This is a genomic window from Deferrisoma camini S3R1 (assembly GCF_000526155.1).
Lineage (GTDB): Bacteria > Desulfobacterota > Deferrisomatia > Deferrisomatales > Deferrisomataceae > Deferrisoma > Deferrisoma camini.
In genome coordinates, this window is record NZ_JAFN01000001.1 from 2,074,017 (window position 1) to 2,087,169 (window position 13,153).

A 13,153-nucleotide genomic window follows, 5' to 3' on the forward strand; every position below is an offset into this window, starting at 1 on the left:
CCAACGAGGGAAGCGGCGGCCGGAACGCGGATTCCGGCCGCCGCTTCGGTTTTGAACCGGAAGCTCTCCGCGGCCGAGCGCCCGGAATCAGGATCGGATCTGCGGCCGACCGGCGCAGTACGGGTCGCGGGTCTCGAAGGCGTCGAGCCCGAACCCGCTCGCGCTCGCCAGGCACCCCCCGCACACCGGCCGCACGGCGCAGCCGCGGCAGGCGCTCGGGCCCGCCCGGTACCCGGCGGCCCGGGGGGAGTCGTAGATCTCGGCCAGGCTCTGGACCCGCAGGTTCCCGATGGGAGAGGGGAACTTCCGGCAGGCGTGGACCTCTCCGTCCGGGAGCAGGCTCAGAAAGTTGAACGCCGCGCCGCACCCGAACCCCGTGCAACCGCCGAACACCGGCTCGCCCCTCTGGTACCGCAGCGGGTTGAACAGGTTGTCCTTGAGGCCCAGCATGGGGTTGGTTTGCGTGGCGGCCAGGTACTCCTCAAGGAACGCCCGGTACCGCTCCCTCGGCACGACCGGCAGGCCGGCTCCCTCCCCCACGGGCGAGAGCCGGTTGAAGTGGAACCGGTCCACCCGGCCCCGAAGCAGCTCGGCCAACGGCAACACCTGGTCCACGTTGTCCTGGGTCAGGGTGAGCATGACCATCGAGAACACCCCGAGCTCCCGCAGGAGGTCGAGGAACTCCAGGGTGCGCTCGAAGTGCCCGGGGCCTCGGATCGCGTCGTTGTGCTCCTCGAGACCCTCCAGGCTCACCTGGAAGACCTCGGGAGGGTGGATCGCACACAGGGCCTCGATCGGTTCACGGGGCGAGGGGTTGCCCAGCACCGTGAGCCCGAAGCCCCGGTCCGCCGCCTCGCGGTAGAGGTCGAGGAAGCGCGGGTGAAGCAGGGGGTTCCCGCCCGTGAAGGTCACGTGGCCCCGCACCCGCCGCTGCCGGCAGAATCGGTGGAGGTCGTCGAGCACCCGGACGGCCTCGGCATAGGGCAGCAGATCCCTGGCGCTGCGGTCGTAGCAGTGCCGGCACCGCAGGTCGCAGGCCTGGGTGAGGTGCCACTGCAAGGTGAACACCGGGGCGACCAGGAACTCCTCCCACCCGCGCAGGTCCACGCCGAGCTGACGGGGGTCGCGGCGGAGGAGCGGGGGTGGGGCCAGCACCAGCCCCTCGTCCTGGGCCCGGCCCAGGATCGTTTCGATCCGGCCCACCGGCACGCCCCCCTCCCGGGCCGCGTCCTCCGGGGGAATCCCCTCCACCACGATCTTGAGGGCCAGAAGGTCCTCCGGGGCTGCGGCCTTGGCCCGGGCCTCCCCCCCTGGGGGTTTCCACACCAGCACGAGCCGTTCTCCAGGGCCCGGTGGCGTAGCCGGCGGCGCGTCCGAGGCCACCAACTCCGGGAGGCCCCGCCACCCCACCCGCACGACCGAGAGAGTGGGGTTGACCGCGGCCGCTTCGGCAGGAAGCTCGGGGTCGGGGGCGGACGCCGCCTCGGAAAGGGCCCGCTCCAGGCGGGCCAGGTCCGCGGCGAAAGGGGGCGCTTTGGCATCCGTGGGTTTCGGCATCCGTCCCTATCCTTCTTGTGGCTCACCCCGCCCGAGGAACCCGAGGCCGTTTCCCCGTCGGGCGGAACGGGGGAAACGGCCTCGCGACCTTTCGGACAGCTATCTACCGTGATCTCACCACATCCGGACGGGCAGCGCGGACCGCGCTACTGGTTCTTGGAGCCCGTTCAGGACCCCTGGCCTCCCGTCTTCTGCATGTCTTTGGTGCCGCCGGCACCATCTTTGGCGCCCGTTCAGCCGGTGCTACCTGCACCGGTCTTCTGGCCGGCTCAGCTCCCGTGGGCCCGCCCCGCGCAGCCCGTCAGGCCGAGGGTCGTCCCCGCCAGCAGCCCCGCCACGCTGAACCCGGCGAGCACCTTCTTCAACAGGGTGCGGTCCATGTCCTCACCTCCTTTGCGTGCCCGGCCGACGCCCGGACCGCCCCACCGGGCCGACCGGATCGGGATTCCCCATGGACCGCGGGCGCCGTTCGGGAGCGTCCCGAACCATCGACGTTCCCGATGCACACCGACATTCCCATGGGGGATGCCGATCAAGGTACCCGGGCCCGTCGGCTCGTCAAGCGATCACCGCGCACAGGCCCGGAGGGGCGATCCAGCCCCTGCGACTTCGGGAGCAGGAATTCGGCGCTCTACCGCCGCCCCCCGAAGGCGTGCAGCGGTCGGGCGAGGCGGGCGAGGAAGTGGCGATGGCGGCGCACCTCGTGTCCCATGTGGCGGTAGACCTCCACCTTGACGAAGTCGGTGACCACCGCCGAGACGACCGAGTAGCCCCACACCAGGGCGATCTCCGGCCAGGTGATGGGGGTGATCAGGCCGAAGCCGTACGCGGCCAGCAGGGTCGCCGCCAGCTTGGTGACCACCGCCGACCAGACCACGACCGGGGCCGGCCACGGGCGTTCCCAGAAGTGCCCTTTCGTGCGACCCACGAACAACACGAGGTGGCCGGCCACGGCCATCTTCAGGAACACGTAGGTCTGGATCTGGGCCACGTCCAGCTTGAGCCAGTCCATGGCGATCAGAAGCATGCCGAAGCTGCCCACCACGCCGACGACGCCCATGGCCGTGGCCACGGTGATCACCTGGTGCATCTGCCAGCTCACCGGCCGCTGCTCCGCGCGGGTGCGGTCGTAGGCGATGGTCATGATCGGCACGTCGTTGAGGAAGGCGAGGAGGATGATCATGATCGCGGTGATCGGGTAGAAGTCGAACGCCATCATCGCCCCCACCACGAAGAACATGATCCGGATGGTCTCGCTGATCCGGTACACCGCGTACGCGTGCATCCGCCCGAAGATCCGCCTCGCCTCCTCGATGGCGCTGATGATCACCGACAGACCCGGCTCCGTGAGCACCAGGTCGGCGGCGGCGCGGGCCGCGTCCGTGGCTCCGCTCACGGCCACCCCCACGTCCGCCTGCTTCAGCGCGGGGGCGTCGTTCACCCCGTCCCCGGTCATGCCCGTGATGTGGCCCCGGGCTTGGAGCAGCTTGACGATGGCAAACTTGTGCTCGGGAAAGACCTCGGCAAAGCCATCGGCCCGCTCGACCGCTTCGCCGTCTCCCGCGCCGAGCCCCCCCTTCGGGTCGAGGGGAAGTCGGCTGGCCGGCAGGAGGTTGTCCCCCAACCCCAGCTTCCGCGCGATCTGCGCCGCAATAGCCAGGTTGTCCCCCGTGACCATCTTCACGTGTACGCCGTAGGCCTCGGCCCGGGCGATGGTCTCGGCCGAATCCTCCTGGGGGGGGTCGAACAGGGAGAGAACACCGAGAAAGGTCCACTTCCCCTCGCCCACCTCCCGCCGAGCCACCCCCAAGGCCCGGTACCCTTCCGCGGCAAAGGCGTCCACCGCCTCCTGGACCTGTCGGCGCTCCTCCGCCGTGAGGGCCGACATCCCCATGATCACCTGGGGGGCCCCCTTGGCGACCTGAAACGCCCTGCCGGCCTCGTCCTCCACCGTGGCCTCGGTGCGTTTGCGCACCGGGTCGAACGGCACAAAAGCCGACACCCGGTACCTCCGAAGCGCCCCCTGATCCTCCAGTCCGTCCAGCACCGCCTGGTCGATGGCGTCCCGGTCCTCGGCCCGCGACGCCAGGGCCGCGGCCACCAGGACCTCCTGGGGGCTCGCTGCGCGCAAGACCTTGATCTCACCCAGCGTCAGGCGGTTCTGGGTGAGGGTGCCCGTCTTGTCCGAGCACAGCACGTCCATGCTCGCCATCTCTTCGATGGATTCCAGCCGGGTCACGATGGCCTTCTTCCGGGACAGCGCGGCCGCGCCCACGGCCATGGTCATGGAGAGCACCGCGGGCATGGCGACCGGGATGGACGCCACGGTCAAAATCAAGGCGAACTGGATCAGGTCCAGCCAGGGGGAGCCCCGGTGGAGCTGCTGGAGGAGGAGCACGGCCACCAGGGCGAGGCTCACGTAGATTAGATAGTCGCCGATGGTCAGAACCGCCTTCTGGAAGTGGGAGACGGTCCGAGCCTGCTCCACCAGCCGGGCGGTCTTCCCGAACCGGGTGTCCTTGCCCGTGGCCACCACCTCGGCCACCACCTCGCCCTGCTTGGCCACCGTGCCCGAGTACGCCGTGTCCCCCTCCCGGACGGTCACCGGCAGGGACTCGCCGGTGAGGGCCGACTGGTCCACGCTGAGGTAGTCCCCCTGGAGGATCTTCACATCGGCCGGGATCACGTCCCCCAGCCGCACCCGGATGACGTCGCCCGGCACCAGGGCGGACGCGTCGATCTCCTGCCACTTTCCATCACGCAGTACCTTCGCCCTGTGGGCCAGCTGCTTCTTGAGGGCCTCCACGGCGTTGCCGGCGGTGTACTCCTGCCAGAACCCCACCGCCGCGTTGAAGATCAGGAGGCCCACGATGATCCAGAAGTCCGCCCAATGTTGAACGACGGCCGAAAGCACCGCCGCCACCTCGATCATCCACGGGATCGGGCCCCAGAAGTACCCGAGCAGCCGAAGCAAGGTGGAGACGCGCTCCTCCTCCAAGGCGTTCGAACCGTACTTTCGGAGCCGCAGGGCCGCCTCGCGGGACGTGAGCCCCCGGAGCTCGGCGGAGCCCTTCCGTGCCTCGCTACCCTCTCCCATGGCAATGCCCTCCTGGGCCCGCAGGCCCCTGTCTCCCCCCCGACTCCCCAAGACCGGCCCGCCACGATCTTCGCCAAGACACCCCCTGGGAGCGAGCTGGGACCTCCGGCAGCTGGGACCTCCGGCAGGGGAGCCGCGAACCCGGGCACGCGGGCCTGCTCGCCCCGGGGACGCCCCCAACCTACTGCGGCCGCGCCCCTCCCGCAACGCGCCCCCGGGGATGGGGACCACCCCTAACGGGTAACAAAAATACCCACCCGGCCATCTAGTATTCGAACCCCGCCCCACTAGGATACGAAGGCAGCTTTGGCATAGCAGTTCCTGAACATTTTTTCCAAGCCATCACGACTCGGGAGGAGGCCGCCTCCCCCCTTCCTCCCCGCGCACGGGGAACTCAAGTCCATCCGTCCCTCACGAGGCCCCGGATCTGGCCACCGGTCTAAGCGCGTTCGGCCCTTGGGGCGCGAACGGCGAGAGAAACCCCAATGGTGTCCCGCCTCCCCCGTGGGTCCCGGAACGGGCCCCCGGCCCCCCCGGCGTGTCTTCGCATACGGGCCCCTCCGGCATGGTTCCGGTGCCGGGCGGGCCGGTCTCCGTATCCGCCCGGCAAGGCGCTTTCTCTTGGTTCCGACGAGGAAGGAGGCATGTCATGGGAAGGTGGAGAAGAGGCGTACAGGCAGCGCTCACCGCGGGCTCGATGTTGGTCCTGCTCGGGGGCTGCGGGGGGACGACGGACAACGGATTGGGCACCGCGACGGGCGGCGGCACCGGCGGCTCCCGGATTGGGTTGAAAGTGGCTGTGCCGGTTCCCATCCCAACCGATTTCTGCGCGCGCATCCGGGTGAGCGGTGGGGACTTCACCCCGATCACCATGGACAAGGGGTACCCGGGCGGAACGAGCTCGGTGGAAACGGTGGTCCCAAACATCCCTGCCGGGCCCGACCGGAGGGTGGAGCTCGGGCTGTTCGAGGACGGTGTGTGCGGAGAGTTCGGCCTGGCCGACTGGTACGGCACGGCCGTTGGCGTGAGCATCGCCCCCGGCGAGGTGACCATCGTGGAACTCACCCTCCAGTCCCTCAAGGGTCAGCCGACCACCGGGTCCATCGTGATCCGCGGCAACAAGGCCCTCACCCAACGGCGCCTGCACGGCGAGGTGGTGGGCCGGGACACCTTGGATCCGATCGCGGGGGCGGTGTGCAAGATTTTCAGCGGCCCCAATGAGATCGGAAGCGCGGTGAGCGGATCGACCGCGGCGAACCTCGGGGTTCTCAATACCCTCGCGGAGGTGGACCTCGACACCGACACCCTCACCCTGGAGTGCACCCACCCGCTGTATCAGGCGGTCACGGAGACCGCTCTACTGATCCAAGACCCGGCCGACCCCCTGTTCGGCACCTTCATTGCGACCGTGGAGATGGTTCCGGGTGCGGCCAAGCTGCCCGTCTTCCAGGTCACCGGCAACGCGCTGTCCGAGGGGGCGGCGGGCGCTCTGGTCGAGTCCCTGGGCCTCGCCACCGAAGGAGTCCCCCTGGACGAGGGGGGGGCGTTGCGGTTCGTGGACCCGAAGCTCTATCAGGCCGTTCCCATGACGGCCCTGGGTGAGGTGCCCGAAGACGAGGAGGGGCAAGCCATCCAGGCAGAGGGGTTCGACTTCGACCAGATCGCCAAGATGCCGGTGCTGTCCCAGGCCGAGGCCTTGGCCCGGGTCAAAGAGGCGCTGGCCCAGGCCGGAGCGGACCCGGGGAAGGCCGGCGGGGCCCTGGAACCGGGCGTCTTCCTGAACAACACCCTGTTCGAGGCGTTCGATACCAAGGGGGAGGTGCTAGCCCGCACCGAGCTGGAGACCCTGGTGAGCTACCGGTTCCGGCTCCACGGCCTGCCCCTGATCGGTCCCGGCGCGGACGTGCAGTTCTCCATGAACGGGGCCGGGCAGACCACCCAGGCCGTGTACTCCCTACCGGCCGTCCAGATGGGCGAGGAGATGGACCTGCTACCCCTGAACCAGGCCGCCGAACGGGCCCGGCGGCTCCTGCAGAGGGCGGCCGCGGCCCAGGGGCTTCCCGCCGCGGTTCGGGTGCTGCCGCCGCGGGTCGTGTACTACGCTCCCCCCCTGTCCCAGAACGTGCGGGTCATCGTTCCCCACTACGAGTTCGGGGGCACCGTCCGGGTCGGCGACGAGGAGGTGTTCCTTCGCAACGTGCTCTTGCCCGCCGTAAAAGGCGGCCCCGAGATCTCCCTCGAGGTCACCGTGAACGGCGACGACACCGTGGTGGCCAGCGCCGTCCTGACCGGAGGCACGGAGCCGTTCACCTACCAGTGGACCTCGTCGAGCACCGCGTTGGACCCCAAGGTGGCAACGGCAGGGCCCAACATCACCTACGTGCTCCTGCCCAAGGAGACGATCGCGGAGGAAACCGTGAGCCTGATCGTCACGGACGCCAACGGCCTCGTGGGCTTCGCCAGCCAGACCGTGGAGGTGTCGGTGGCTCCCCCCCCCAAGCCCATGTTCCAGGTCGTTCCGATGACCGCCGGAGTCGTGGACTTCGGCGTGGAGTACGTGGGCACCTGCGGCGGCCTGCCGGGGTCGGCGGCCAACGCCTCGGGGTTCCGGAACGCGCTCCAGGGCAAGGGCTGGACGCGCCGGTTCTACTGGCCCGAGAACTCCGCTTGGGAGCAGGACTTCAAGGACCCGTCCAAACCCGGCGGGGACGACTCGAGCTGGGCCGACAACGCGGACTGGGTGTTCTACACGGGCCACGCCAACGGCAGCGGCTTCTCGTTTTGCAACAACACCCACACCGATGGGTTCCTCCGCTACACGGATGCGAAATGGGGGGACAAGGACGTGGAGTGGATCACGATCGCGGCCTGCGGCCCGCTCCAGCAAACCTCGGGCGGCAAGTCTTGGGCAGCTAGATGGGGGCCCGCCTTTGACGGGCTTCACATGATCATGGCCTACGCAACCACGAGCTACGACAACAGCAACGAGGGTCGTTTGCTCGCCGAGTGGGCCACCGGCAAGTCGTTCGGGTTCTTCACGTTTCCCCCCTTGCCGGTGCGCGCCGCCTGGGTCCAGACGGCCAAGCAGGTCCAGCCCAGCCAGGTCACCTGGGCGGTCATGGGGGTGATCGGCCGAAACGGAATGTCCAACTACAACGACTACGTCCACGGTGCCGGCCCGGTGGGGCCGGACATCCGGGGAGCGGACATCGTAGGCTGGTGGAGGATCTCCGGGTCCTCGTGATCCGCCTGCCATGGGGGGCGGCGTCCGGCGAGCATCCGGGCGCCGCCCTATTTTTTGGGCCCCCGAACCTTCAGTCGCCGCCCCTCGGCTGGGGAGGGCGGGCGAGCCTTCCGATGAAGAGGACCGCTCCGGTTCGGCGGTGCCGGATCAGAAACAGGAACGGCCGGTCCGCCCGAAACCGGACCGCCGCATCCGGCGCGGCTCCGCGGGACAGGAGCGCGCCGGTGGATGCGCTCGCCCGGGCGCCCTGCTCGTCCAGGGTAACCGAGGCCGCGTGCAGGACCCCGTCGACGAACACCCTCTCCCCCGGCACGATCCCCGAGAAGTCGGCCTGAACGGGATCGAAGGCGTCCCGTACCCCCATCTTCACCAGCGCTCCGGTCCCCCTCGGCCCCAGATCCTCGGTTCGGCCGCAAACGGCGAACCGGGGCAGGGCCACCCGCACCGACCGGAACTCCATGGCCCCGACCAACCTCTCTAGGTAGGCCGGGGCGAGCCGGTCTTCGAACGCTCGGAGTGCCCGTCCCCGACGGGGCAGCGCCACGAGCATCGCCCACCCGCCCCCGCGAAACGGTAGCTCCACGACCTGCACCCCGTCGCGCTCGGCGTAACGAAGCCGCACCGGGGCCGGTCGGCTCATCATCCGCACCGTGCCCACGCTCCCGTCCTCCGCGTCGAACCGAGCCGAAACGGTGCGGGCCGGGTCGAACGCGTGCTCCCACACCCCCCGAAACGCCACCGCGCTCGTCACCACGAGCACGGTCCGGGCCGACAGCCGACCCGGCGGTACGAGCTCCTCGATCCGCCCCCCTGTCCGCCCCCGAACCCAGGCGTTGATCCGCTGCCGCGCCTGCTCGGGCGCCCGGGCGTAGTCCACGAACCCCACCACCGCGCCGTACCGGCTCCGAACGGCCTTCAGGAACGGCCCGGCGAACGCGGCCCCCTCCTGCCCCCACAGGCCCAGGGCGATCCGCAGCAGCCCTCCTTCTTCGCCCGTCGGCTCCGGCCCGCCCCGGCGAAGCGGCTGCCGGATGGACGGGAGGACCGCCTCGAGCTCGGCCCGGGTTCGCCCCCGGGCCCCCTCTGCGACCGCGGTCAGCGCCAGCTCCACGGCCGGCGGGGAGACCACCACGTTGCCGTCTCGGGGACTGCACCGGTACAGCTCCAGGGCGAACCCGCTGTCCCCCGCCGCTCCATCGGGGCCAGGGGCTGGTGCGGCTTCGCTGTGGCTCCCCACGGGTGCGTGCAGCAGTGCCAACGCCGTCATCCAGACGACGAGCCGGAGAACGGCGGGAATCACCGACATGGCCCCCCTCGGGGGGGCCCGCCCCTTTTTCCTGCCCCGCGCACCCGCATCGCAACCCATCGTCATCGTCTGGCTCCGTTGAACGCCGGTCCCACCGGGGGATGCAAGCCCCCGTTCCGACGACGTGAACCCTACGCCGCTCTGTAGCAGAGCGGGGCGAGGAAGCAAGGGGCACCGGGCCCCCGATCCGGCCCCGCCGTTCTCCACAACGTTTTTTGTCTTGACAGGAGGATCAAGGTCTGACAGGTTGCTGACCGGGCGCCCAGTCAACTCGGGCTGGCGGTGTTTGCTGATGGCGCTTCGAATCAAACGCAGGTGTGCCGCGCCCCATGCGGACCGCCCCCAACCCCCAGCGGGGAAAGGAGGACAGGCCATGACGGTTGCGACCGTGAAGGGGTTCCCGTCGACCTCGGGGGACGACTACCCGCTCAACCTGCTCGCGTTCCTCCAGCATGCGGCCCGCACGTACCCGGAGGTGGAGGTGGTGTCCCGCCGGCTGGACGGAAGCCTGGTTCGCTACACCTACGGGGAGGTCTATCGCCGCGTGTGCCGGCTGGCCAACGCCCTTCGGAAGCTGGGGGTGCGGCCCGGGGACCGGATCGGGGCCCTGGACTGGAACACCCACCGGTACTTGGAGTCGTACTTTGCCGTGGCCGGCCTGGGGGCCGTGCTCCTCCAGGTCAACCCGCGGATCTCGGTGGCCGAGCGCCGGTACGTGCTCGAGCACAGCGGTGCGAGGTTCCTGCTGGTGAGCGAGTCCCTGCTGCCCGTGATCGAGCCGTTGGCCGGGGACCTGCCCGGGGTGGAGGGGTACGTGGTCCTGAGCGATGGGGACGCGGGCGGGGTCCGGACCCGTCTCTCCCCGGTGTACGGCTACGAGGAGCTGCTGGCGGAGGCGCCGGAGGAGATCGAGTGGCCCGCGGTGGACGAGACCTCGGCCGCCACGGCCTGCTACACCTCGGGCACCACCGGCAGGCCCAAGGGGGTGTACCACTCCCACCGGGCCCTGTATCTCCATACCCTCACGATGGGCCTGATGGTGGGACTGCGGGCGCGGGACGTGGTGATGCAGACCGTGCCCATGTTCCACGCCCAGGGGTGGGGCCTCTTTTTCTGCGCGCCCCTGGCCGGGGCCAAGCTGGTGCTCCCGGGGCGCTACACGCTGGAGGACCCCTCGCCCCTGGTGGGCCTGCTGGTGGCCGAGAAGGTGACGGTCACCTGCGGGGCGCCGGCGATCTTCCTGCCCATGCTGGAGCACCTGCGCCGGCTCGACCCCAAGCCCGACCTCTCCGGGCTCCGGATGCTCTCAGGGGCCACCGAGCCGCCCCTGTCGATGATGCGCGGGTTCTGGGAGCTCGGGGGCGCCGAGGTGATCCACGCGTACGGCGCCACCGAGACCGCGCCACTGGCCACGATGAACCTCCTCAAGCCGTCCCTCGAGGGCCTGGGGGCCGAGGAGCGCTGGGACCTGCGTCGCAAGCAGGGGCTTCCGGTGTGCGGGATCGACCTGAAGGTGGTGACCCCGGACGGCCGGGAGGCCCCGGCCGACGGGAAGACCGTGGGCGAGGTGTGGATCCGGGGGCCGTGGGTCACCACCTCGTACCACGACGACCAGCGCACGGCCGAGGCGTTCTCCGAGGGGTACTGGCGCAGCGGCGACGCCGGCACCATCGACCCCAACGGCTACCTGAAGATCACGGACCGGTTCAAGGACCTGATCAAGAGCGGGGGCGAGTGGATCTCGTCCATCGACCTGGAGAACGCCATCATGGCCCATCCCCTGGTGAAGGAAGCGGCCGTCATCGGCGTGCCCCATCCCAAGTGGGAGGAGAGGCCCCTGGCCCTGGTGGTGCTCCAGGAGGAGGCAAAGGGCCGGGTCTCCGAGCAGGAGATCCGGGAGTCCCTGCTGCCCCGGTTCGCCCGGTGGCAGCTCCCCGACGAGGTGCTGTTCGTCGACGAGATCCCCAAGACGAGCGTGGGCAAGTTCGCCAAACGGGTGCTCCGCGACACCTACCGCAACCGGTACGGCGGGGGGCCCGAGCGGTGATCGGTGACGGGTGACGGGTAACGGGTAACGGGTAACGGGTGACGGGTGACGGAGGCTCAGGTGACCCCTCACCTGTCACCTGTGACCCGTCACCTGTCACGGAAGTCCCCACCCGTCACTGGCCACCGATCACCCGTCACCGACTTTCACCGGAGGTTCCAACCATGGCAGGCATCGTCGCGTTCGGGGCCCACCTGCCCCGGTACCGGCTCGACCGGGGCCGGATCCTGAAGGCCGTGGGCTGGGCCCAGCCCGCCACGGCGGCCCGAGCCCGGGGACAGAAGGCCGTGGCCAACCACGACGAGGACGCCATCACCGTGGCCGTGGCCGCGGCCCGAAACGCCGGGGCCTTCGGGCCCGGGGCCGGGGTGGGTTCCCTCTACCTCGCATCCACGAGCGCCCCGTACGCCGAGCGCCAGAACAGCGCCATCGCAGCCGAGGCCCTGGGCCTGGGCGACGCGGTGCGCTCGGCCGACGTCACGGGCTCGGCCCGAGCCGGCACCACGGCCCTGCTGGCGGCCCTGGCGGACGTGACCTCGGGCCGGGCGGGGCGGGCCCTGGTGTGCGCGGGCGAGGTACGCCGGGCCAGGCCGGGCAGCGTGGAGGAGCACCTCCTCGGCGACGCTGGCGCGGCCGTGTGCGTGGGGGAGGAGGGGGGGCTGGCCGAGCTGATGGGCTCCCACTCGGTGTCCTGCGACTTCCCCGACCGGGTTCGGGGCTCGGACCGGTCCCTGGGGCGCTCCTGGGAGGAGCGATGGGTCCGCGACGAGGGCCTCCTGGGCCTTCTGCCGGACGCCGTGTCGGCCTACCTGGCGCGGTGCGGGCTGGAGCCGGGGGCGTTCTCGAAGGTGGTGCTCCCGGTCGCCTCCCTCCGGGACGCGGCGCGGGTGGCCCGGGCGTTGGGCCTCGCCCCCGAGGTCCTGGTGCATCCCCTGGCCGACCGGGTGGGGCACACCGGGGCGGCCCACCCCCTGCTCCTGCTGTGCCGGGCCCTGGAGGAGGCCGAGCCGGGCGAGGAGATCCTGGTGGTGGGGTTCGGCAGCGGGGTCGACGTGCTCCACTTTCGGGTCACCGACGCGGTCCGGTCGTTCCGGCCGAGGCGCACGGTCGGCGAGCTCCTGAAGATGGGCAAGGACCTGGGCTCCTACGAGAGGTACGCGGCGTTCCGGGATCTCCTGGCGGTGGAGACCGGCATGCGGGGGGAGTTCGAGCCCGAGACCCCCATGTCGGTGGTGTGGCGCCACCGCCGGACCATCCTGGGGCTCGTGGGCAGCCGCTGCCGGCGGTGCGGGACGCCCCAGTTCCCGCCCCAGCGGGTGTGCGCCAACGGAGAGTGCCGCGCCGTGGACGAGATGGAGCCCTACCCCTTCGCGGACAGGGCCTCTCGGGTGTTCAGCTACACGGCCGACCTCCTGGCCTGGAGCCCGAACCCGCCGCTGATCTACGGCGTCGTCGACTTCGACGGCGGCGGACGGATGATGATGGAGTTCACCGACTGCGACCTCGAGGACCTGGCCGTGGGCCTGCCGGTGGACCTCGTGTTCCGCCGGAAGTACCACGACCGACAGCGGGGCATTCACACGTACTTCTGGAAGTGCGTGCCGGCGGCCTCCTGAGGAAGGCCCTGGGGGCGTCTGCAGGCGCAGGCTCCTACCGGCGGGCAGAGCAGGCCGGCTGCCAGCGGCACGGTCGCCCGCAGCCCTCCCGCCAGCGCCGGAGGGTTTTCTTCGACCGACGACCAGCGACCGAGGACCGAAGTTCTTGGGAGCATCGTCAGAGACGCCCGCGGGGCCGTCTAGAGACTAGAAACTAGGGACTAGACCATGCTTCCCGGACCGTGAGGTGGAGGCGAAGAGGCATGGTAATGCCTAGAACATGTGAAAATCCGGGAGGTTTTCAAGC

Annotated in this window: 7 protein-coding genes; 3 read left to right on the forward strand and 4 right to left on the reverse strand. The window is 70.3% G+C overall.

The window, feature by feature from the left end:
* Positions 1-87 precede the first annotated feature (87 nt).
* The 3 genes from sbtM to DEFCA_RS0109140 all read right to left on the reverse strand — a co-directional run bounded on the left by sbtM (position 88) and on the right by DEFCA_RS0109140 (position 4,654).
* Positions 88-1,557 carry a thio(seleno)oxazole modification radical SAM maturase SbtM gene (gene sbtM / locus DEFCA_RS0109130; RefSeq protein ID WP_025322721.1) on the reverse strand — a complete coding sequence of 490 codons (1,470 nt, stop codon included), beginning with the start codon at positions 1,555-1,557 and terminating at the stop codon, positions 88-90.
* Between the two features lie 167 nt (positions 1,558-1,724).
* Positions 1,725-1,937, reverse strand: a complete 213-nt coding sequence (gene sbtA / locus DEFCA_RS23210; protein ID WP_245693455.1) for an SbtA family thio(seleno)oxazole RiPP natural product precursor — start codon at positions 1,935-1,937, stop codon at positions 1,725-1,727.
* A 251-nt stretch (positions 1,938-2,188) separates the two neighbouring features.
* Positions 2,189-4,654, reverse strand: coding sequence for a plasma-membrane proton-efflux P-type ATPase (locus tag DEFCA_RS0109140; protein WP_025322722.1), 2,466 nt, complete (start codon positions 4,652-4,654; stop codon positions 2,189-2,191).
* 649 nt (positions 4,655-5,303) lie between these two features.
* On the opposite strand from DEFCA_RS0109140, the gene DEFCA_RS0109145 reads away from it, so the two are divergent.
* Positions 5,304-7,898, forward strand: coding sequence for a DUF6345 domain-containing protein (locus tag DEFCA_RS0109145; protein ID WP_169709524.1), 2,595 nt, complete (start codon positions 5,304-5,306; stop codon positions 7,896-7,898).
* A gap of 70 nt (positions 7,899-7,968) precedes the next feature.
* On the opposite strand, the gene DEFCA_RS0109150 is transcribed toward DEFCA_RS0109145, so the two are convergent.
* Positions 7,969-9,204: a serpin family protein gene (locus DEFCA_RS0109150; protein WP_025322724.1), complete on the reverse strand. Its 1,236-nt coding sequence runs from the start codon at positions 9,202-9,204 to the stop codon at positions 7,969-7,971.
* A 373-nt stretch (positions 9,205-9,577) separates the two neighbouring features.
* On the opposite strand from DEFCA_RS0109150, the gene DEFCA_RS0109155 reads away from it, so the two are divergent.
* Positions 9,578-11,251, forward strand: coding sequence for a long-chain fatty acid--CoA ligase (locus tag DEFCA_RS0109155; RefSeq protein ID WP_025322725.1), 1,674 nt, complete (start codon positions 9,578-9,580; stop codon positions 11,249-11,251).
* 164 nt (positions 11,252-11,415) lie between these two features.
* Positions 11,416-12,867, forward strand: coding sequence for an OB-fold domain-containing protein (locus DEFCA_RS0109160; RefSeq protein ID WP_025322726.1), 1,452 nt, complete (start codon positions 11,416-11,418; stop codon positions 12,865-12,867).
* The last annotated feature ends 286 nt before the right edge of the window (positions 12,868-13,153 follow it).